This window comes from Erwinia aphidicola (assembly GCF_014773485.1).
GTDB classification, from domain to species: Bacteria; Pseudomonadota; Gammaproteobacteria; order Enterobacterales; family Enterobacteriaceae; genus Erwinia; species Erwinia aphidicola.
The window spans coordinates 38,677-60,409 of record NZ_JACXBP010000011.1; the positions used below are offsets into that span (position 1 = coordinate 38,677).

22 protein-coding genes are annotated in these 21,733 nt (G+C 57.6%); 10 read left to right on the top strand and 12 right to left on the bottom strand.

All coding sequences use genetic code 11. From position 1 onward, the window contains the following. Positions 1–50 precede the first annotated feature (50 nt). A complete protein-coding gene (tpiA, locus tag ID864_RS20770; protein WP_048914271.1) occupies positions 51–818 on the top strand; it encodes a triose-phosphate isomerase in 768 nt (255 codons plus the stop codon). A 31-nt stretch (positions 819–849) separates the two neighbouring features. Here the strand turns inward: tpiA and pdxR are convergent, their stop codons facing one another. Next, positions 850–2,286, bottom strand: coding sequence for a MocR-like pyridoxine biosynthesis transcription factor PdxR (gene pdxR, locus ID864_RS20775; protein WP_191150304.1), 1,437 nt, complete (start codon positions 2,284–2,286; stop codon positions 850–852). A 59-nt stretch (positions 2,287–2,345) separates the two neighbouring features. On the opposite strand from pdxR, the gene ID864_RS20780 reads away from it, so the two are divergent. Then, on the top strand, positions 2,346–2,801 hold the full coding sequence (locus ID864_RS20780; RefSeq protein WP_191150305.1) for a carboxymuconolactone decarboxylase family protein: 456 nt from the start codon (positions 2,346–2,348) through the stop codon (positions 2,799–2,801). 286 nt (positions 2,802–3,087) lie between these two features. After that, positions 3,088–4,683 (top strand): malate dehydrogenase (quinone), encoded by a 1,596-nt coding sequence (mqo, locus tag ID864_RS20785; RefSeq protein ID WP_099754403.1) that lies wholly within the window; start codon positions 3,088–3,090, stop codon positions 4,681–4,683. 72 nt (positions 4,684–4,755) lie between these two features. Here mqo and ID864_RS20790 read toward each other — a convergent pair whose 3' ends face one another. After that, positions 4,756–5,343, bottom strand: coding sequence for a LysE family translocator (locus ID864_RS20790; protein WP_048914266.1), 588 nt, complete (start codon positions 5,341–5,343; stop codon positions 4,756–4,758). A gap of 136 nt (positions 5,344–5,479) precedes the next feature. Between ID864_RS20790 and ID864_RS20795 the strand changes: the two genes are divergently transcribed. Continuing rightward, positions 5,480–6,931, top strand: coding sequence for an aminotransferase-like domain-containing protein (locus ID864_RS20795; RefSeq protein ID WP_048914265.1), 1,452 nt, complete (start codon positions 5,480–5,482; stop codon positions 6,929–6,931). A gap of 54 nt (positions 6,932–6,985) precedes the next feature. On the opposite strand, the gene ID864_RS20800 is transcribed toward ID864_RS20795, so the two are convergent. Beyond that, entirely contained in the window at positions 6,986–7,609 is a 624-nt protein-coding gene (locus ID864_RS20800) for a glutathione S-transferase family protein (protein ID WP_048914264.1), read from the bottom strand. A 111-nt stretch (positions 7,610–7,720) separates the two neighbouring features. Between ID864_RS20800 and ID864_RS20805 the strand changes: the two genes are divergently transcribed. Beyond that, on the top strand, positions 7,721–8,572 hold the full coding sequence (locus ID864_RS20805) for a PhzF family phenazine biosynthesis protein (protein WP_191150306.1): 852 nt from the start codon (positions 7,721–7,723) through the stop codon (positions 8,570–8,572). Positions 8,573–8,733: 161 nt separating this feature from the next. Here ID864_RS20805 and ID864_RS20810 read toward each other — a convergent pair whose 3' ends face one another. Continuing rightward, positions 8,734–9,492, bottom strand: a complete 759-nt coding sequence (locus ID864_RS20810; RefSeq protein WP_191150307.1) for an SDR family NAD(P)-dependent oxidoreductase — start codon at positions 9,490–9,492, stop codon at positions 8,734–8,736. Between the two features lie 115 nt (positions 9,493–9,607). On the opposite strand from ID864_RS20810, the gene ID864_RS20815 reads away from it, so the two are divergent. Continuing rightward, positions 9,608–10,507: a LysR family transcriptional regulator gene (locus ID864_RS20815; protein ID WP_191150308.1), complete on the top strand. Its 900-nt coding sequence runs from the start codon at positions 9,608–9,610 to the stop codon at positions 10,505–10,507. 53 nt (positions 10,508–10,560) lie between these two features. Beyond that, on the top strand, positions 10,561–11,574 hold the full coding sequence (yhjD, locus tag ID864_RS20820) for an inner membrane protein YhjD (protein WP_048914260.1): 1,014 nt from the start codon (positions 10,561–10,563) through the stop codon (positions 11,572–11,574). Positions 11,575–11,703: 129 nt separating this feature from the next. Here yhjD and ID864_RS20825 read toward each other — a convergent pair whose 3' ends face one another. The 5 genes from ID864_RS20825 to cpxP form a co-directional block, all read right to left on the bottom strand. Next, positions 11,704–12,459, bottom strand: coding sequence for a CDP-diacylglycerol diphosphatase (locus ID864_RS20825; protein WP_187497871.1), 756 nt, complete (start codon positions 12,457–12,459; stop codon positions 11,704–11,706). A gap of 181 nt (positions 12,460–12,640) precedes the next feature. After that, complete coding sequence (locus ID864_RS20830) at positions 12,641–13,630, bottom strand: sulfate ABC transporter substrate-binding protein (RefSeq protein ID WP_191150309.1); 990 nt, start codon at positions 13,628–13,630, stop codon at positions 12,641–12,643. Between the two features lie 153 nt (positions 13,631–13,783). Next, positions 13,784–14,746, bottom strand: a complete 963-nt coding sequence (gene pfkA / locus ID864_RS20835; protein WP_048914257.1) for a 6-phosphofructokinase — start codon at positions 14,744–14,746, stop codon at positions 13,784–13,786. Between the two features lie 210 nt (positions 14,747–14,956). Further along, positions 14,957–15,859, bottom strand: coding sequence for a CDF family cation-efflux transporter FieF (gene fieF / locus ID864_RS20840; protein WP_048914256.1), 903 nt, complete (start codon positions 15,857–15,859; stop codon positions 14,957–14,959). Between the two features lie 130 nt (positions 15,860–15,989). Beyond that, entirely contained in the window at positions 15,990–16,502 is a 513-nt protein-coding gene (cpxP, locus tag ID864_RS20845; protein ID WP_191150310.1) for a cell-envelope stress modulator CpxP, read from the bottom strand. A 152-nt stretch (positions 16,503–16,654) separates the two neighbouring features. Between cpxP and cpxR the strand changes: the two genes are divergently transcribed. The 3 genes from cpxR to trmL are packed head-to-tail and all read left to right on the top strand — an operon-like array spanning position 16,655 to position 19,242. Next, on the top strand, positions 16,655–17,353 hold the full coding sequence (cpxR, locus tag ID864_RS20850) for an envelope stress response regulator transcription factor CpxR (RefSeq protein ID WP_048914254.1): 699 nt from the start codon (positions 16,655–16,657) through the stop codon (positions 17,351–17,353). Continuing rightward, a complete protein-coding gene (gene cpxA, locus ID864_RS20855) occupies positions 17,350–18,729 on the top strand; it encodes an envelope stress sensor histidine kinase CpxA (RefSeq protein ID WP_048914253.1) in 1,380 nt (459 codons plus the stop codon). Before cpxR ends, cpxA begins: the two co-directional genes overlap by 4 nt. A 39-nt stretch (positions 18,730–18,768) precedes the next feature. After that, entirely contained in the window at positions 18,769–19,242 is a 474-nt protein-coding gene (gene trmL / locus ID864_RS20860; RefSeq protein ID WP_099754397.1) for a tRNA (uridine(34)/cytosine(34)/5-carboxymethylaminomethyluridine(34)-2'-O)-methyltransferase TrmL, read from the top strand. Positions 19,243–19,355: 113 nt separating this feature from the next. Here the strand turns inward: trmL and cysE are convergent, their stop codons facing one another. From cysE to secB, 3 genes are all read right to left on the bottom strand, one after another. Next, entirely contained in the window at positions 19,356–20,177 is an 822-nt protein-coding gene (cysE, locus tag ID864_RS20865; RefSeq protein ID WP_048914251.1) for a serine O-acetyltransferase, read from the bottom strand. Positions 20,178–20,241: 64 nt separating this feature from the next. Beyond that, entirely contained in the window at positions 20,242–21,261 is a 1,020-nt protein-coding gene (gene gpsA / locus ID864_RS20870; protein WP_048914250.1) for an NAD(P)H-dependent glycerol-3-phosphate dehydrogenase, read from the bottom strand. Further along, the gene (gene secB, locus ID864_RS20875) at positions 21,261–21,728 is read right to left on the bottom strand and encodes a protein-export chaperone SecB (protein WP_048914249.1); all 468 of its coding nucleotides are present in this window, start codon (positions 21,726–21,728) and stop codon (positions 21,261–21,263) included. The genes gpsA and secB overlap by 1 nt, the downstream gene beginning before the upstream one ends. Positions 21,729–21,733: the final 5 nt, after the last annotated feature.

The window sequence follows — 21,733 nt, forward strand, 5'->3', positions numbered from 1 at the left end:
ACAATGCTGCCCGTTGGCAGCTTTAATACTCTCAAAGCGTGGAGGATAGAATGCGACATCCATTAGTTATGGGTAACTGGAAACTGAACGGTAACAAACAGATGGTCAACGAGCTGATCGCCGGTCTGCGTACCGAGCTGAGCGGCGTTGATGGTTGTGGCGTAGCGATTGCTCCGCCTGTGATGTATCTGGATCAGGCTAAACACGCCATTTCCGGTAGCCACATCACTCTGGGTGCGCAGAACGTCGACGTTAACCTGTCTGGCGCCTTCACCGGTGAAGTTTCTGCTGACATGCTGAAAGATCTTGGCGCAGAGTACATCATCATTGGTCACTCTGAGCGCCGTACCTACCACGCGGAAAGCGACGAGCTGATCGCCAAAAAATTCGCCGTGCTGAAAGCGGCTGGCCTGACCCCGGTGCTGTGCATCGGCGAAACCGAAGCTGAAAACGAAGCGGGCAAAACCGAAGAAGTTTGCGCACGTCAGATCGACGCCGTGCTGAACAGCCAGGGCGCTGAGGCGTTCAACGGCGTGGTTGTGGCTTACGAGCCAGTCTGGGCCATCGGAACCGGTAAATCAGCGACTCCAGCGCAGGCTCAGGCCGTGCACAAGTTTATCCGTGACCATATCGCGAAGAAAGATGCTGCTGTGGCCGCTCAGGTCATCATCCAGTACGGCGGTTCCGTCAACGACAAAAACGCGGCAGAGCTGTTTGCTCAGCCAGATATCGACGGTGCCCTGGTGGGCGGCGCATCGCTGAAAGCTGACGCTTTCGCGGTGATCGTTAAAGCAGCTGCCGCTGCGAAAAAAGCCTGATGATCTCCCCCTGCCCCTCCCGGGGCAGGGTTTAAGCAAACGCTTCAACCAGCGCTTTCAGCCGCTCTGCACTCTGTACAAACCCCTCTCGTGGCATATTGGTCACGCTCAGCACCAGTCCGTTTTGACAGCGCGAACCTGCCTGATACCACACCGACAGCGGTGAGGGAGCCATACCGTATGCCAGCGCCTCGCGCGCGATGCGCGTATCCCGGCTGCCCGGCGGCAGTACAATCACCACTGCCAGCCCCGCTCGCTGCACCTGCGGGAACAACGGCAGCAGTGCCGCCAGCATCAGCGCCAGCCGCTCGCTGTAGAGCCGCTTCATGCGACGCAGATGGCGCATAAAGTGACCTTCGTGCATAAACTCCGCGACGGCATTGTGCAGCACGAACGAGGATGCCGGCGCCATCAGCGCCGCCGCCTCAGAGAAATGCGCTGCCTGCGCTGCCGGCACCACCAGATAGCCCAGCCGCAGCGCCGGGCTAAGGTTTTTACTGAAGGTGCCAATATGCAGCACCCGGCCGCCGTCCAGCGCAGCCAGCGCAGGGGCAGCACGCCCCTGCAGCTGTAACTCGCCAAGGTAGTCATCCTCGATAATCCAGCTATTATACTGCTGCGCCCAGCTCAGCAGCGCGCTGCGGCGCGCCAGCGACAGCGTCATTCCCAGCGGCGCCTGCTGTCCGGCCGTCACCAGCGCCGCCGCGGCATCGGGTGCCAGCCGCAGCCCCTCCGCCACTAAGATCCCCTGTTCATCCACCGGCAGCGGCACGTTCTCGACCCCGGCCAGCGTCAGCGCCTTACGCGCCAGCAGATAGCCCGGATCTTCCGTCCACACGCGCTGCCCGCGCAGCCCGAGGGCGAGAAAAATCAGCCCGAGCGCCCCGGCATAGCCATTGGTGATAATGATTTGCGCCGTATCGCAGCGGATGCCGCGCGCCATCGACAGATAGCTGACCAGCTGCTGGCGCAGCGCCAGGCTACCGCGCGGGTCCGCATAGCCTGTCGGCTTACTGGCCATTTCACGCGCGTGGCGCGTCACAATGCGCGACCAGACCTTGGCCGGAAACGCATCATCGGCCGGCACGCCCATCTGAAAGGTCAGCGGCACGCTGTCGAAGGCATGCACGATATCGGCCAGCGGCGGCAGCACCGCCGATTCAGGCTGCGGGCTACGGGTTGCCAGCGGGCGCGTGACCTCCGCCACCCAAGTGCCCGCGGCGCCTTTCGCCACCAGCAGCTGGCTGTCGACCAGCATGTCATACGCCGCACGCACGGTGCCGCGCGCCACGCCGAGCTGGGCCGCCAGGTCACGACAGGAAGGCACCCGGGCGCCGGGCGTCAGCCGCCCCTCTTCCACCGCCTGGCCGATCGCATTGCGGATCTGCTCGCTGAGCGAGTGGGTAGAATCGCGTGTTAACGCAATATCCAGCCCCGATGGACCACTGTTTTTGTCAATTCCTGGCACTTTCGGCTACCCATAAAACCGGTAAAAATAACGCCCTGACCCGCTAAGAGGAAAAGACAATGAGTGAACGTATCGACTTTAATGCCACATCACCTGCAGGAATGAAAGCGCTGGCCGGCGTCTACGGCTACGTCGCACAGAGCGGCCTTTCACAAGAACTGATCGAGCTTATCTTCCTGCGCGTCTCGCAGATTAACGGCTGTGCTTACTGTATCGATATGCACACCAAAGCGTTACATAAAGCGGGCATGCCGTGGGACAAAATTGTGCTCACTCAGGTGTGGGAAGAGGCGGGGAACTGGTTCTCTAAGCGTGAAGGTGCCGCGCTGGCCTGGGCCGAATCTCTGACGCTGATTGCCACCACTCACGCGCCGGATGCGGTTTTTGCCGCAGTGCAAGCGGAATTTAGCGACAAAGAAATTAGCGACATGGTGATCGCCATAGGTTTGATGAATGCTTACAACCGGCTGGCCATCAGCCTGCGCAAATTACCTGCCAGCGCCCCACGCGACTAACCCCTTCCTGTTCAGAGAGTTACCCCTCAAATTCCTGTGGAATTTTCAACATTGCAGCGGGCCGTTTAACGGCCCGTATAAATGTTACTTATTTTATTTTCCCTATCATTCTCATTTTTAATCTTTAAACACTTTTTTAATTAGCCCGTAACAATGGTATATTTCTGACGCTTTTGCATCGCGATTAAACCTGCATCAGATCGGTGGTTTTTCGCTATCTGCAATCCTGAAAGGGCGAGGCAGTCCGACTGATTCCAGAAGATTCAGCGCTGTTACTCTACTTAACATGTTGATTTCCTTCAATACACGGAGATGTCGTCTCATGCGCAAACTGGCAGTAGAGAAACACGTCGATGTATTACTAATCGGTGGTGGCGTCATGAGCGCCACGTTAGGTACCTACCTGCAAGAGCTGGAGCCACAGTGGCATATCAGCATGGTAGAGCGTCTGGACAGTGTGGCGGAAGAGAGCTCGAACGGCTGGAACAATGCCGGTACCGGGCACTCCGCGCTAATGGAGCTGAACTACACGCCAGAAAAAGCCGACGGTTCGGTCGAGATCAAAAAAGCGGTGGAAATTAACGAAGCCTTCCAGATTTCCCGCCGTTTCTGGGCACACCAGGTGCAGCGTAACGTGCTGCGCAACCCAAAAAGCTTTGTTACCAGCGTCTCGCATATGAGCTTCGTCTGGGGCGAAGAGAACGTGAAGTTCCTGAAAAAGCGCTACAGCGCCCTGCAAAACAGCACGCTGTTCCGCGGCATGGAATTTTCTGAGGACCCGGACCTGATCCGCCAGTGGGTGCCGCTGGTGATGGAAGGGCGCGACGTCAGCCAGAAAGTGGCGGCTACGCGCATCCCGACCGGTACCGACGTCAACTTCGGCGAGATTACCCGCCAGCTGATCGCCTCACTGCAAAAAAGCGAGCGCTTCGAGCGCCAGACCAGCCATGAAGTGCGGGCGATCAAACGCGCCGCCGACAATAGCTGGACGGTCAGCGTTTACGACCTGAAAAGCGGTGAGCAGCAGACGATCCATGCAAAATACGTGTTTATCGGTGCCGGCGGCGCAGCCCTGACGCTGCTGCAGGAATCCGGTATTCCGGAAGCGAAAAACTACGCGGGTTTCCCGGTGGGCGGCGAGTTTCTCGTCACCGACAATCCGGAAATTGTCGCCCGTCATCAGGCGAAGGTTTACGGCAAAGCGTCCGTGGGCGCGCCACCGATGTCGGTGCCGCACCTCGACAGCCGCACGCTGGACGGCAAGCAGGTGCTGCTGTTCGGGCCGTTCGCCACCTTCTCCACCAAATTCCTCAAGCAGGGCTCGCTGTGGGATATGTTCGGCTCCATCACCCCGTCGAATCTTTTGCCGATGATGCGCGTGGGGCTGGATAACTTTGACCTGGTAAAATACCTGGTCGGCCAGGTGATGCTGAGCGCGGACGACCGCATCAGCGCGCTGCGCGAATACTTCCCGGAGGCAGAGAAAGCCGACTGGCGCCTGGTGAAAGCCGGGCAGCGCGTGCAGATCATTCAGAAAGATGCCGATAAAGGCGGCGTGCTGAAGCTGGGTACTGAAGTGGTCACCTCCGAGGATGGCACCATCTCTGCCCTGCTGGGCGCATCTCCTGGCGCCTCAACGGCAGCGCCGATCATGCTGGATTTGATGAGCAAAGTGTTTAAGCAGCAGATGGCAACGCCTGAATGGCAGAGCAAGCTGAAGGCGATTATTCCTTTCTACGGACAGCGCCTGAACGGTAACGTCGCGGCGACCGAGAAAGAGCTGGCCGAGACCAGCCGCATTCTGCAGCTGGACTACACGCCAATGGCGCCAGCCGCTAACGACGAACCGGTCACTGCGGTAGATTCGGTAATCGGCAAGTAATCGGTTTACGGGCGCGGTATGCCACGCCCGTACGTAGGGGTCGGGCATGCCCGACCCGCTGCGCATTGATGATTACGCCATCTGAAACGCTTCGACTAACATCCACAGGGTCGTCACCAGCAGCGACAGCGCCATCAGGCTGTTAAACAGCTGCAATTTCCACGCTACCTGCAAATGCTTGCCCAGGCGATCGCCCATCGCTGCCCACAGTAAAATGCACGGCAGGTTCAGCGCCATAAAGCCGAGCATTACCGTCAGGATGGTGCTGTTAACGGTGTACATCAGCGCCACATTTATCGCCATCAGCCACGCTTTCGGGTTCACTGCCTGAAATAACACCCCGCCAATAAACGTCATCGGCCGCGCTTTCTCACGCATCTCCGGCGCGCCGGAGCGGTAGATTTTCCACGACAGCCACAGCAGGTAGACGCAGCCGACCAGCGTCAGCGGCAGGCGAATCGCCGACATCCACTGCAACAGTACCTCCAGTAGCCCTCCGGCCAGCGCCGTTTGCAGCGCACAGCCGACCAGAATGCCGCTGACCATTGGCAGCGTGCGGCGCATGCCGAAGTTAACCCCGGAAGTCGCCAACAGCATATTGTTCGGGCCTGGCGTAATCGACATCACGGTGACGTAGCTGATAAATGAGGGATCGAGCATGTTAGGTATCCTGCTGTTCAGATGAGGAGACCAGTGTAATCAGCGTCTGGCAATGGTAACAGATGCAGAAACCCGCTATTGTAATGAGTACAAATTACAATATTTGCAACTGTACCTATTCCTCGAGGAGCACACTGTGTCCATTATCGAGCCGCAGGCCACGCTGTACCATCAGCTGGCGGAAACGCTTGCCGAGGCGATTCGTCAGGGCACCTTTATGCCGGGCAGCCGCCTGCCTGCCATTCGCCGCTGCGCCAGCATCCATCAGGTCAGCGTCAATACCGTACTCACCGCTTATGGCATCCTCGAAGATCGCGGTCTGATTGAAGCGCGCCCCCAGTCCGGCTACTACGTGCGCGATGCGCTACCGGCCCTGACGCGGCAATCCTTTCAGCACAGCAGCGTGCGTTCGCCAGGCCGTGAGAAGCTCGATCTGATCGATGCCGTGTTTGCCGCGCAGAATCACAGTGACTACACCAATATTTCGCTGGCCTGCCCGCAGAGCGGCGATTTCTTCCCGACGGCGAAAATCAGCCGCATTATGGCCTCGCTGCTGCGCCGGGAGCCGCAGCTGATTGGCCGCTATGCCCTGCCGCCCGGCAGCGTGCGCCTGCGCCGTGAGATAGCCCGGCGCTCGATGGACCTCGGCATCACCATCAGCGCGGAAGACGTCACGCTGACGCACGGCTGTATGGAGGCGCTGCAGCTCGGCCTGCGTGCCGTGACTCAGCCGGGCGACTGCGTCGGGGTGGAAACACCCACCTATTTTTATCTGTTTCCACTGCTGGCCAGCCTCGGGCTGAAGGTGCTGGAGATCCCCACCGACCCGCAGTACGGGCTGTCGCTCGATGCGCTGGAGCTGCTGCTGCAGGAGAAGCGGATAAAGGCGCTGATTGCCATGCCGAATGCGCAGAATCCGCTCGGCAGCAGCATGACGCTGGCCGGGAAAAAACGCCTGGCGCGGCTGGTGAATCAGTATCAGGTGCCGCTGCTGGAAGACGGGCTGTATGCGGAGCTGCAGTTCTGCTGGCCGCTAACCCCGGCGGTAAAAGCCTTCGACGAAGGCGGCTGGGTGATGTACTGCACCAGCTTTACTAAAACCGTCGCGCCGGACTTCCACCTCGGCTGGATTGCCGCCGGGCGCTTTGCTCAGCAGCTGGCGCGCCTGAAGGCGGTCTCGTCGCTGGCCGAATCGCGCCTGCTGTCGGAAACGCTGGGGCACTTTCTGGAATCGGGTGGCTACGACCATCATCTGCGCTCGCTGCGCCGCCGCTATGCTGCGCAGCTGGAAGAGGCGCGTGGCATTATCGCCCGCCATTTCCCCCAGGGCACCCGCGCCACGCGGCCCAGCGGCGGGTTTGTTTTCTGGGTAGAGTTACCGGGCAATGTCGACAGCGTGGAGTTGTTCCACCGCCTGCTGCAGGAGAAGATCTGCCTGACGCCAGGCGCGCTCTACACGCTGTCCGAGCGCTGTAACCACGCGCTGCGCCTCTCCTGCTGCTATCCGTTTGACGAGCGTTATACCTGGGCTCTGAAACGTACCGGTGCGCTGGCCTGTGAGATGAGCGGGATTGCCGCCGGGATTTAACCGCGGGTCGACCGAAGAAGAAGGTCGACCCCTGCAGGATAAGGACGGTGCTGCCTATGGCGTACCGTTGCGGCCCCAGGTGGCATAGCCTTTGCGCGCCGTCAGCCGTTCGTAGTAGGCACGCACCGCAGGCAGCTCGGCGTGTTCGAGCGGGGTTTCATACCAGCGGTTGACCGACAGCCCAATGGGGATATCAGCCAGCGAGAATGACTCCCCGGCAACATAGGCGCCGGTGCGCTCCAGCTGCTGGTTAAGGATGCCCATGGTGTACGACCAGCCTTTACAGGCGGCGGCCAGCAGGCGCGGGTCCTGATGCGCCGCAGAGTGGCGTACCAGCGACATAAATGCGTAGCGCCAGGCGGTATTCAGCTCGGTGGCCTGCCAGTCAATCCACTGGTCAACGCGGGCGCGCTGCTGTGGATGCGTCGGGTAAAGCGCTTCGCCACCGTAGGCATTCGCCAGGTAGCGGATAATGGTGTTGGACTCCCACAGGATAAAGTCTCCGTCCATCACCACCGGGATCAGCGCGTTAGGGTTAAGCGCCTTAAATTCGGCCTCCTGCGGCGACTTGAAGCCTTCGCCCCACTCTTCGCGGCGAAAACTGATACCCAGCTCGTCGCAAACCCACAGCACTTTTCTGACGTTAATCGATGAGGCACGTCCCAGTATTTTAAGCATAAAATGGTCACTTTTTTAGCCAGCGTGCTTTATTAATACCATAATAACCGGCACTGACAACCGCCACCCGAATCGCAGACCCACGGTCTGAGAACTTGAACAGGTACAGTTATGACGCAATTACGCGCTTTTAAACAGGTTGATGTTTTTACTTCCTCTCCCTATAACGGCAACCCGCTGGCGGTGATCATGGAAGCCAGCGATCTCAGCGATGAGCAGATGCAAACCATCGCCCGCTGGACTCATCTCTCCGAAACCACCTTTGTTCTGCCGGCCACCGACCCGGCTGCCGACTACCGGGTGCGAATTTTTACCCCGGATTACGAACTGCCGTTTGCCGGGCACCCTACGCTGGGTACGGCTCACGCGCTGCTGGAAGCCGGCATCACGCTAAAAAATGCGGGTGAGATTGTGCAGCAGTGCGGGCTTGGGCGAGTGAAGGTAAAGATTAGCGACGACGGCGCGCTGGCCTTTGCCGCCCCGGAAGCCATTCTTACCCCGTTCAGCGATGCGCCCATCAGCAGCGCGCTGAACAGCGACAGCCTGGAGGAGCAGCTGCCGGTCACCATCGCCGATATGGGTATTCGCTGGCTGCTGGTGCCGATGACCTCAGCAGACGCGGTGCTGGCGATTAAACCGGATGCGGTGGAGCTTGCCCGCCTGATAAAAAAGGCGCGGGTCAATGGCGTGATGCCGTTTGGCCCCATTCAGGGAGCAGGAGAGCAGTATGAAGTGCGCGGCCTGCTGATTGAACAGGGTGCAGTGACGGAAGATCCGGTTACCGGCAGCGCCAACGCCTGCCTTGCCCGCTATTTCCAGCAGCGCGGCGTGGAGCTGGACTACCGCGTGCGTCAGGGGACGGCGATGCAGCGTGCTGGCCGCCTGAGCGTCAGCTACGGCGCCGACGGCATCTGGATTGGTGGCCAGACCGTCACGGTGATTGATGGCACCATCCGCATATAACGGAACGACCAGTGCATCACTGCACACCCCGTAGTGGCTGACCCTCTTTTTCGGTCAGCCCGTTTAGCAGAGCGATACGTCTATCACTGCACACCCAGTAGTGGCTGACCCTCTTTTTCGGTCAGCCAGATGGCGTTTCGCTCAGCCAGCCATTTCAGCAATTACAGGTACATCCCGCCCGACGCTTCAATACGCTGGCCGTTTATCCAGCGGCACTCTTCGCTGAACAGCGCGGCAACGGCATAACCGATATCATCCGGCAGCCCGGCGCGGCCCAGTGCGGTTTGCGAGGCGATCAAGGCGTTAATCTCCGCGTTATCCCGTACCCGGCCGCCGCCGAAGTCGGTTTCAATCGCTCCCGGTGCCAGCACATTAACGGCAATGCTGCGTGCACCCAGCTCTTTTGCCTGGTAGCGCGTCAGCACCTCAATCGCCCCTTTCACCGCCGCATAAGCAGCGGATCCCGGATGGGTAAAGCGCGCCAGGCCGCTCGACACATTGAGAATGCGCCCGCCGTCGGCGATCAGCGGCAGCAGCTTCTGCGTCAGGAAGAACGGCCCTTTAAAATGGATATCCACCAGCTGGTCAAACTGCTGTTCCGTGGTGTCGACAAACGGCTGGTAGAGCGCGGTTCCGGCATTGTTTAATAAATAATCAAAATTTTTACGCTGCCACACCGTTGCCAGCTGTTTTTCCACTTCTGCTGCAAAAGTTACGAACGTCGCGCTGTCGCCCACGTCCAGCGGCAGCGCCACCGCACGCGCTCCCAGCGCGCTGATACGCTCAACAACCCCCTGCGCCTCCTGCTGCTGGTTGCGATACGTCAGAATGATATCAACACCTTTTTCCGCCAGTTTCAGCGCCGCATTTTGGCCTAAACCGCGGCTACCGCCGGTGATCAATGCAATTTTATGGCTCATTTTCTTCTCCAGGGAGTTGGCTGTGGACAAAAAAGAGGATATTACCTGCTGGCTGATCTATAAATGTCCTGAGATACGCTTCACTGTTCCATTACTAACAACAATGAGCGCCACAATGGATAAAATTCACGCAATGCAGGTGTTTGTCAGAGTCGCAGAGATGCAGAGTTTTACCCGCGCTGCCGACAGCCTGGGCTTGCCGAAAGGCAGCCTGTCGCGCCAGATCCAAGCGCTGGAAAACAGCCTCGGTTCACGCCTGCTGCACCGCACCACGCGCCGGGTGCAGCTGACGCAGGATGGCCAGGTCTATTTCGAGCGCTGTCGCGACGTGCTGGCAACGCTGGAGGAGATGGATTCACTGTTTCAGCACGATCCAGCGACTCTGAGCGGCCGCCTGCGCGTGGATATGCCGGTCAGCCTTGCCAGTAATTACCTGATCCCACTGCTGCCTGAGTTTTTGCAGCACTATCCGGGCATTGAGCTGGAGCTGAGCAGCAGCGACCGCCGGGTGGATGTGATCCGTGAGGGATTTGACTGCGTGGTGCGCGTCGGGACGCTGGAGGACTCCGGCCTGATAGCGCGCCAGCTGGGGCATCTGCCGCTGATTAACTGCGCCAGCCCGGATTACCTGGCACGTTTCGGCACGCCAAATACGCTGGAGGCGCTATCCCAACACGCCATGGTGCACTACAGTCAACAGCTGGGCGGCCAGCCGGAAGGATTTGAGTATTTCGATGGCAAAACCGCCAGGCTGATTAAGACCGGCGGGGTGATCACCGTTAACAGCACCGAAACCTACCGTTCGGCCTGCATTGCCGGGCTGGGGATCATTCAGGTGCCGCGCGTGGGGGTGACTCAGGCGCTGAAGGAGAAAAAGCTGGTCGAAATCCTGCCGTATTTTCCGGCAAGGCCAATGCCGCTGTCGCTGCTTTACCCGCATCGCCGCAACCTGGCGCGCCGCGTACAGGTTTTCATTGAATGGCTTAGCCAGGTCCTGAAACGCTACGTTGCCTGATCAACAGGCTATAATTCACCACGTCAGTTCATTAAAAGGATAGAGAAGAAGTTATGACGGATAATCAACAACGCGATCCCCGGAAGCCAGAGCAGCCTGCACAAAAGCCGCTGATCAACATTAAAACCGGCAATCACACGGTCGATAAATCCATTTCCCACGTTTCAAGACTGGTTAGCTGGTTCCAGGCTATTCCGGCGGTGGCGCACTTCATTCGCGCCGGTGAGCGCTTTAACGATCGTCTCGGCAGTCAGTTTGGCGCGGCAATCACCTATTTTTCCTTTCTCTCGCTAATCCCGATCCTGATGGTGTCATTTGCCGCCGTCGGTTTCGTGCTGGCCTCAAACCCGGATCTGCTGACCGGGCTGATCAACAAGATCGTCGGCAGCATCAGCGATCCCGCGCTGGCCGCCACGCTGAAAAGTACCGTTAATACCGCAATTCAGCAGCGCACCACCGTCGGGCTGACGGGTTTACTGGTGGCGCTCTACTCCGGGATTAGCTGGATGGGCAATCTGCGTGAAGCGATCCGCGCGCAGTCGCGTGACGTCTGGGAACGTACGCCACAGGATCAGGAGAAAATCTGGTTTAAATATACCCGTGACTTTATCTCGCTGACCGGGCTGGTTTTTGCGCTGATTATCACGCTGTCGCTGACCTCAATTGCCGGTTCAGCGCAGGCGTCGATTGTGCGGGCGCTGGGGCTGGAAGGTATCGAGTGGCTGCGTCCGGCGATGACGCTGATCGCCCTGTCGATCTCTATCTTCGCCAACTATCTGCTGTTTCTGTGGATTTTCTGGATACTGCCGCGCCATAAGCCGCGTAAAAAAGCGCTGTTTCGCGGCACGCTGCTGGCTGCGATCGGGTTTGAGGTGATTAAATTCATTATGACCCTGACGCTGCCGAAGCTGGCATCCTCACCTTCCGGTGCGGCGTTCGGTTCGGTGCTGGGGCTGATGGCGTTCTTCTATTTCTTTGCACGCCTGACGCTGTTCTGCGCCGCGTGGATTGCCACCGCGCAGTATAAAAATGACCCGGAACCGGAGCAGAATAAACGGGTAGCCTGAATCGGAGCAGATAGCGGGTCGACCGCAAAAAGGTCGACCCTTGAAGTATCCCCACATAAATTGATGTGAATATTGACGTCATTTCTGGGGATCCCTCAGCGGTCCCCACCTACAGAAAACCGCCAGAAGTTATTTCAATATCGCGCAGCTGTGATCCTGCAACTCTTCGGCAGAAGCGCGATTCAGCAGCAGCAGATTGCGCTTGACCACCATCAGCACCCTCTTACCATCGCCCAGTGCGGCAATCGCTACACCGTAGCTACCCATCTCTTCCCGGGCGCCAGGCAGCTCATTGGCAATGCGGATAAACGGGCTGGTGCGCTTAAACTCATCGCGGGTGATGATGCGCAGCTGGTACTGATGCTCCCCAAGCTGCTGGCTCTGCCACTGGGCGGTCAGCGTTTTACCCAGCGCGTCCAGCCGCTGCCGGATATCCGGGCGCAGGCAGGAGATGTGAATATGCAGCTGGTTCTGCGTGCGGCCCCAGCGTGAGTTGACCGTCAGCGCATAATTGCGGTCATCAATTATTGCGCCGCGCTTCTCCTCCATAAAATGCCGCGCCCGCCAGGCCTCGGCAAAATAGTTTGGCGTGGCGGGATTCAGTAATTTCTGGCTCTCTATCCCACTCACTTTCGCCACCGGTATCAGCAAAAATTGCAGCGGGCCGTTGCGGTCTTTCAGCACCACATAGCCGTCCTGAATATTCACCTGTCGGCAGGGAGCCGGGTTATTTTTTTGTTCCTGACCAGGGACACACTGCTGGCTGACGATTTTCCATAACGCATCCGAATTTTTATGAAAATTCAGCGCCATAGAAGCACATCCGACGGTTACCAGTACCCCTAAAGCCACCAGCATAATTACAAGCCGCCTTCGTCCCGACATCTCTCTCACACCTCTGACCACTCATCGCTCACAATGTATTCTAAGCGGGGCAGGAAATCATGCGAATTTAATTGTAGAGCGCCGGTTAACTGAAATTATTTAATACCGTTTATGCCGTAAAACAAATAGAGAAAAAAAAGGGCCGACAATGTCGGCCCTCGTGGAATCGCGGTAATTACGCTTAGCGCTTCATCACCTGGTCATATGTCCCACCTTCAACAAAGTGGGTCTTCTGTGCCTGCGTCCAGCCACCAAACTTATTATCAATGGTAAACAGTTTCACCGGCTGGAAGGTGCTGGCATATTTCTTCGCCACGGCGGCATCGCGCGGACGGTAGAAGTTCTGCGCGGCGATATCCTGGCCTTCCGTGGAGTAGAGGTACTTCAGATATTCATCGGCCACTTTACGCGTATCGCGCTCATCCACCACTTTGTCGACCACGGAAACGGTCGGCTCGGCGAGGATCGATTCGCTTGGCGTGACAATTTCAAACTGGTCTTTGCCAAGCTTATTGACGGCCAGATAGGCTTCGTTTTCCCACGCAATCAGCACATCGCCAATGCCGCGCTCCACGAAAGTATTCGTCGCGCCGCGCGCGCCGGAATCCTGAACTTCTACGTTTTTAAACAGCGCCTTGACGTAATCCTGTGCTTTTGCCTGGTCGCCTTTGTTCTGATCCAGCGCCCAGCCCCAGGCCGCCAGATAGTTCCAGCGCGCACCGCCGGACGTTTTCGGGTTCGGGGTGATCACCGACACGCCAGGTTTGATTAAATCTGGCCAGTCGTGAATTTGTTTTGGGTTACCTTTGCGCACCAGGAAAACAATGGTGGAAGTGTAAGGCGCGGAGTTATCCGGCAGGCGTTTGATCCAGTTTTTATCAATGCGGCCGCGTTCGGCAATGGCATCCACGTCGGAGGCCAGCGCCAGCGTCACCACATCGGCCTTAATCCCGTTGATGACCGAGGTCGCCTGCTTACCTGAACCGCCGTGCGACTGGCGGATCACCACATTATCGCCGGTTTCCTGCTTGTAGTGCGCGCTAAAGGCTTTGTTGTACTGCTCGTAAAGCTCACGGGTCGGATCGTACGACACATTCAGCAGCTGAATATCCTTCGCCAGCACGCTGGTTGAGGCCAGTAACAGGGTAATTCCCACACTCCACTTATTCATTGCACGCACTCCCAAAGGTTTTTATCTGCGTGAAGCGTGACACAAAGCGAAGTATGTATTAAAGAATTAAAAATTAGCTGTAATAACTTTATGGAATAACGCTACGCATAAGAAAGGCGCTGACCTGCAGCGCCCTGCTTTGATACGGAAAAATCAGTAAAGCTTCTTGGCGGTTTCCAGCCAGTCGCCTTTAAACGGACGCTTCATATTCTCAATCGCATCGATAATGTCGTGATGCACCATCTTCTCATTCTGAATACCGACACAGCGGCCACCGTAGCCCTGCAGCAGCAGCTCGATAGAGTAAGCGCCCATGCGGGAAGCCAGAATGCGGTCATAGGCAACCGGCGCACCGCCGCGCTGAATGTGGCCCAGCACCGTGGCACGGGTTTCGCGCTTGGTCTCTTCTTCGATATATTTCGCCAGTTCGTCGATATCGCAGATGTGCTCGGTAATCGCGACGATAGCGTGTTTTTTACCTTTAGCGATACCCGCTTTAATTTCGCTCACCAGCTCTTCACGGGTGTACGGATATTCCGGCAGCACGATGAACTCACAGCCACCGGCAATCGCCGCCGCCAGCGTCAGGTCACCACAGTAGCGGCCCATAACTTCAACGATAGAGATACGCTGGTGTGATGAAGAGGTATCGCGCAGGCGGTCAATCGCTTCGACCACGGTTTCCAGCGCGGTAAAGTAACCGATGGTGTAGTCGGTACCGGCCACGTCATTGTCGATGGTGCCCGGCAGACCGATGCACGGGAAGCCCATCTCTGTCAGGCGCTTGGCACCCATGTAGGAGCCATCGCCGCCGATTACCACCAGCGCATCAATACCGCGCTTTTTCATGTTCTCAATTGCTACGGTACGCACGTCTTCATTACGGAATTCCGGGAAGCGTGCAGAGCCGAGGAAAGTGCCGCCGCGGTTGATCATATCGGACACGCTGTAGCGGTCGAGATTGATCATACGGTCTTCATACAAGCCCAGATAGCCGTCATAAATGCCACAAACTTCCAGTCCTTCACTGAGCGCGGCGCGAACCACACCGCGGATTGCAGCGTTCATCCCTGGGGCGTCACCGCCGCTTGTCAGTACACCGATTTTCTTAATCATGACAACCTCTGAACTTGTAGATGCAAATGTTAAATTCTGGACGCCGGAGCATAACGACGTACGCGAGCGAGATAAGCGACTCAATTAATGGCAATAGTATATCAAACCCTGCCAGCTGAATTGATTCAGGTCAGGCAACATTCGGCTATTTTTTTTGCGTTACATCACGTTTTACGCAGTGCAGGCAGCAACTATTTCATTTAAAAAGTTTTATAGCTGAAAACTTCCCTGACGCCCTTCGGGCACCACGGAGCAGGGATCCTGATGAATAATCACGTCAGAACCTGGAAATTTTTGTAAAATCGCCTGTTCAACCTGTTCGGCTACCTGATGAGCCTGGTACAGTGGCAGGTGATCGTCCATTTCCAAATGCAGCTGAATAAAACGGGTGGGGCCAGACTGACGGGTGCGGATATCGTGGGCGCCCTGCACGCCAGGCCACGCGGCAACAATATCAATAATCGCCTGATGCTCTTCCTCGGGCAGCGCGCGATCGAGCAGCGCCTGCACGGCTTCATAACCCATGCGCAGAGCACTATACAAAATCCACACGCCAATCCCTAACGCAAAGAGCGCATCGGCGCGGTGGAAGCCGTACCAGCTCAATCCCAACGCCAGCAGGATCGCGCCATTCATCACTACGTCAGACTGGTAGTGCAGCATATCGGCACGGATCGCCTGGCTGCGGGTACGCCGCACCACCCAGCGCTGGAAAGTGACCAGCACCAGCGTCGAAAACAGGGCAATAAGCGTCACAATGATGCCGATAATCGGGGCTTTCATCGGTTCAGGAGAAGCGAGATGTTGCAGACCGGTGAGAAAAAGGAACAGGGCAGAACCGGAGATAAACATGCTTTGCGCCAGCGCCGCGAGAGATTCGGCTTTGCCGTGCCCGAAGGTATGCTCCGCATCGGCAGGCTGGAGCGAGTAGCGCACCACCAGCAGATTGGTGAGCGAAGCGGCGATATCCACCAGCGAGTCCACCAGCGCGGCCAATAAGCTGACCGATCCTGTGTACCACCAGGCAAAGATTTTAATCAGCAGCAGTAGCGAAGCCAACGCTGTGGCTGCCAGCGCCGCCGAGTTAACTAAGCGCGCATAGTTTGCATTCATAGCGTTTACCCACCCGATTCAGTGCCTTTGAGTATACTGGTTTTCGGGCAAAAAAAACCCCCACCATCATGGTGGGGGAAGACAGGGATATTGTCTATGGCAAGGAAAAACAGGGATACTATGTTACTGGTTACTGCGGGTTACTACCGGTACTGCTTGCTGCCTGCAGCGGTGATGACAGCTGCATATTCGTTAGCCTGCGCAATTCTTGAAGGCGCTGCTGATGTTTCTGTTGCAAAACGGCCTGCTGCTGTGGCGTTAACAGGTGGTACATCTGATTGCGTATCCGGGCCATCTCGACCTGGCGCGCCACTTCCGCCTGTGCAATCTTTTCCGCCTGAGCCTGGTAAGCCGCTTCGTCAAATTTTTCTGCAATAATCAGTTCGTGCAGTTGCTCTAAATCGTTAATACTTATGGGAGAACGATCGTGACGCGCTTGCTGCATCAGATCGCGCAGTTGCTGGCGCTGCTGCTCCGTCAAGTTGATGCCATCAAACATGTGACTTTGTGGAACCTGCCTCACTGGGCGGTTAGCCTGGTCATCCTGATGCATCTCGTCAGTCGTCGTGGCGTTGGCAGACCAGGCAGCTGAGAGGCTAAGCATCAGTGCCGGAACGACAACGACGGCGGTAACTTTGCGCATCGTTTACTCCCGTGTTGGTTTCCGTATTTCGATTCAACGAGATTGAGTCTACGGGGACAGCTGCAAACATGCGTCAGGGGGTGTAAAACTACGTAAAGCCATGGAATGAGCGCATAAGTTCACGGTATTTTGCCTGCGGAGGGCAATAAAAAATGAATAAAATCCTGTTGGTTGACGATGACCGCGAATTGACTTCGCTGCTGAAAGAATTGCTTGAAATGGAAGGATTCAATGTGCTGGTTGCCGGTGACGGCGAGCAGGCACTGGCGCTACTGGACAGCTCTGTTGATCTGTTATTACTTGATGTGATGATGCCGAAGAAAAATGGCATCGATACTCTGAAGGAGCTGCGTCAACAACATCAGACGCCGGTAATCATGTTAACCGCACGCGGTAGCGAGCTGGACCGTGTTCTGGGCCTCGAACTGGGTGCTGATGATTATCTGCCGAAACCCTTTAACGACCGCGAACTGGTGGCACGTATTCGCGCCATCCTGCGTCGTTCCAACTGGAGCGAACAGCAGCAACAGCACGACAACAGCTCACCGACGCTGGAAGTGGATATGCTACGCCTGAACCCAGGCCGCCAGGAGGCTAGCTTTGAAGATATCACGCTGGATCTGACCGGCACGGAATTTACGCTGCTATATCTGCTGGCCCAGCACCTCGGCCAGGTGGTATCGCGTGAGCACCTGAGCCAGGAAGTGCTTGGCAAGCGTCTGACGCCGTTTGACCGGGCAATTGATATGCATATCTCCAACCTGCGGCGCAAGCTGCCGGAGCGCAAGGACGGCCATCCGTGGTTTAAAACCCTGCGTGGGCGCGGCTATCTGATGGTGTCCGCGACATGATATCCAGCCTGACCACCCGCATCTTTGCCATTTTCTGGCTGACCCTGGCACTGGTACTGATGCTGGTGTTAATGCTGCCCAAACTTGATTCCCGTCAGATGACGCCGCTGCTGGATAACGAGCAGCGGCAGGGAACGATGATTGAGCAGCACGTTGAGGCGGAGCTGAGTCAGGACCCGCCCAATGATTTAATGTGGTGGCGCAGGCTGTTCCGCGCCATCGATAAATGGGCGCCGCCCGGTCAACGCCTGCTGCTGGTGACCAGCGAAGGGCGCGTGATTGGCGCGCAGCATAACGAAATGCAGGTGATCCGTAACTTTATCGGCCAGTCCGATAACTCCGATCATCCGCAGAAGAAAAAGTACGGTCGGCTGGAGATGGTTGGCCCATTTTCGGTGCGCGATGGCGAAGATAACTATCAGCTGTATCTGATCCGTCCTGCGGGCAGTTCCCAGCTCGATTTTATCAACCTGCTGTTTGACCGCCCGCTGCTGCTGCTGATTGTTACCATGCTGATCAGCTCACCGTTGCTGCTGTGGCTGGCGTGGAGCCTGGCAAAACCGGCGCGCAAGCTGAAACATGCGGCGGATGACGTGGCGGCCGGTAATCTTCGCCAGCGGCCGGAGCTGGAATCGGGTCCGCAGGAGTTTCTTGCCGCCGGGGCCAGCTTCAACCAGATGGTCAGTGCGCTGGAACGAATGATGACCGGTCAGCAACGACTGCTGTCCGACATCTCTCACGAGTTGCGCACCCCGCTGACGCGCCTGCAGCTGGCGACCGCGCTGATGCGCCGCCGTCACGGAGAAGGTAAAGAGCTGGGGCGTATTGAGATGGAAGCACAGCGGCTGGACGGTATGATCAACGATCTGCTGGTGCTGTCGCGCACTCAGCATAAGAACGCGCTGGTGAGCGAAGCGATTAAGGCCAATCATCTGTGGTCCGACGTACTGGAAGATGCGCGCTTTGAAGCCGAGCAGATGGGCAAAACGCTGGAAGTGCCTTACCCACCGGGACCGTGGCCGCTTTACGGCAACCCGAACGCGCTGGAAAGTGCCTTTGAGAACATCGTGCGTAATGCCCTGCGCTACTCCCACAGCAAGATTGCCGTCAGCTTCGCGGTTGATAAAAAAGGCATCACTATCCACGTTGATGACGATGGCCCGGGCGTCAGCGCGGAAGATCGTGAGCAAATTTTCCGCCCGTTCTACCGCACCGATGAGGCGCGCGACAGGGAGTCCGGCGGCACGGGGCTGGGGCTGGCGATTGTCGATAACGCCATTCAGCAGCATCGCGGCTGGGCAAAAGCTGATGACAGCCCGCTCGGTGGCCTGCGCCTGACGATATGGCTGCCGCTGTATACCACCCACAGCGAATAATTTGCTATCCTTCGGCCCTCGTTCCTGAGGGCCGCTTTCATGCTTAATATCGTCTTGTTTGAACCCGAAATCCCGCCGAACACCGGCAATATCATTCGCCTGTGCGCCAATACCGGCTTTCAACTGCACTTAATCAAACCGCTCGGTTTCGCGTGGGATGATAAACGGCTGCGCCGCGCCGGGCTGGACTACCATGAATTCACCGCCATTAAGCATCACGATAGCTATGACGCTTTCGCCGCCTCAGAGGCCCCACAGCGGCTTTTTGCACTCACCACCAAGGGAACCCCTGCCCACAGCGCTGTCAGCTACCAGCCTGGCGATTACCTGCTGTTTGGCCCGGAGACGCGCGGCCTGCCCGCCAGCATTCTTGATGCGCTGCCGGCACAGCAAAAAATCCGCATCCCGATGATGGCGGACAGCCGCAGCATGAATTTGTCGAATGCAGTTTCGGTGGTGGTGTATGAGGCGTGGCGGCAGTTAGATTACGCAGGCGCGTTATTGAAAGGCTGATGCAGCTATTCAGGGGCCGTCGGTGTCGCAGCTAGTTTGGATACGGCCAGCGCGCAGTCACCGCAGCGGACACGTAGTTAAGGTAGGGGTCGATCAACGATCGACCCGCAAAATCAAATCCCGTCACCAAATTCAAAGCCCGGCACCATGCCATTAAAATGCTGATCCATATCCATGGATGGCTTGTCGCTGCCCGGCTTGCCGACAATACGCGCCGGTACCCCCGCCGCGGTAGTGTGCGGCGGCACCGGCTGCAGCACCACGGATCCGGCGCCGATCTTCGCGCCGCGCCCCACTTCGATATTGCCGAGGATCTTCGCACCGGCGCCGATCATCACCCCTTCGCGGATCTTCGGATGACGGTCGCCGCTGGTTTTGCCGGTCCCACCCAGGGTGACCGACTGCAGGATCGAGACATCATCCTCGATGATCGCCGTTTCACCCACCACGATGCCCGTGGCGTGGTCCAGCATGATGCCGCGACCAATGGTCGCTGCCGGGTGGATATCCACCGCGAAGGAGACGGAGATTTCGTTCTGCAGGTAAACCGCCAGCGCACGGCGGCCCTCATTCCACAGCCAGTGGCCAATGCGATAGGCCTGCAGGGCGTGGAAGCCTTTCAGGTAGAGCAGCGGCGTGGAGTATTTATCCACCGCCGGGTCACGCTGGCGTACCGCCTGAATATCGCAGGCCGCTGAGATGATCATCGACGGGTCCTGACGATAAGCATCCTGAATCACCTCACGAATGGCGATTGCCGGCATGATCGGATTAGCCAGCTTGTTGGCGAGCATATAGCTCAGCGCGCTGCCCAGGTCATCATGCTTGAGCAGAGTGGCGTGGTAAAAGCTGGCCAGCATCGGTTCACAATCGGCCAGCGCACGCGCTTCCGTTTTGATGTTCTCCCAGATCAGTTCAGGCTCTACACACGGCATGGCTCACTCCCCATTAAAAAATAGCGCCCGTCTGGGCGCCAGCATCACAATATGATGAACCCGGTCAGCTCCCGCTGTTTTCGTCCTTCCTTGTGCGCCCGAGCAGGCTGGTTGCCGCCTCACGCGCATTCTTACCACAGTAAAGCACCTGATAAATCTGCTCGGTAATGGGCATTTCCACGCCGAACCGTGCAGCCAGCGCCTTCACTTCTTTGGTATTACGGAATCCTTCCACCACCTGCCCAATCGTGGCCTGTGCGCCTTCAACATCGGCACCCTGCCCCAGCATCATGCCGAAACGGCGGTTACGCGACTGATTATCGGTACAGGTGAGTACCAGATCGCCCAGCCCGGCCATGCCCATAAACGTCGTGGCATCTGCACCCAGTGCGGCACCCAGGCGGCTCATTTCGGCCAGCCCGCGGGTAATCAGCGCGGTGCGGGCATTGGCGCCAAAGCCAATACCGTCCGACATGCCAGCGCCGATAGCGATAACGTTTTTCACCGCTCCGCCCAGCTGCACGCCGATAAAATCAGGGTTGTTATACACGCGGAAGCTTTTACCGCAGTGCAGCAGCTGCTGCAGCTCTTCGGCAAACTGCGTGTCCGTCGCTGCCAGCGCAATCGCCGTTGGCAGGCCAGCGGCCAGCTCTTTAGCGAAAGTCGGGCCGGAAATCACCGCCAGCGGAATATCGTCACCGAGGATCTCACGCGCCACGTCTTGCAACAAGCGGCCCGTCTCCTTTTCCAGACCTTTCGTAGCCCACACAATGCGCGAATCAGCGCGCAGATGCGGCTTAATCTGTTGCAGCACGTCACCAAACACGTGGCTTGGCACCACCACCAGCAGGTCGCGGCTGGCCGCAATCGCCGCAGCGAGGTCGGTTTCAAGGTGGAGCGTAGCGGGGAAAGGGACATCGGGAAGGAAAGCGGTGTTACAGCGGTCGGCCTGCAGTTGCGCCTGGTGCTGCGGGTTATGCCCCCACAGCACCACGTCATGGCCGTTACGCGCCAGCGTAATCGCCAAAGCGGTGCCGTACGAGCCGGCACCGATGACGCTCATAGAAGCATGAAGGCTACGCATTAAGCGTCCTGCTGCTGTGCTGCACCTTCACCTTCAGACTGCTGCAGATAGTTCATGAACAGCGCGTCAAAGTTAACCGGTGCAAGGTTCAGCTGCGGGAAAGTACCGCGTGATACCAGGCTGGTGATGCACTCACGTGCATACGGGAACAGAATGTTAGGGCAGTAAGCGCCCAGGCAATGAGCCATCTGCGTGCCTTCGATACCACCGATAGAGAAGATACCTGCCTGCTGTACTTCACACAGGAACGCAGAGTCTTCGCCGACGGTTGCGGTCACGGTGACGCGCAGTACCACTTCATACACATCGTCAGCCAGTTGGCTTGACGCGGTGTCGAGGTCCAGTTTCACTTCCGGTTCCCACTCTTTCTGGAAAACCTGTGGCGCGTTAGGCGCTTCGAAAGAGATATCTTTGGTGTAGATACGCTGGATCTGGAAAGACATATCGGTGTTGTTCTGTTCTGACATGGTAC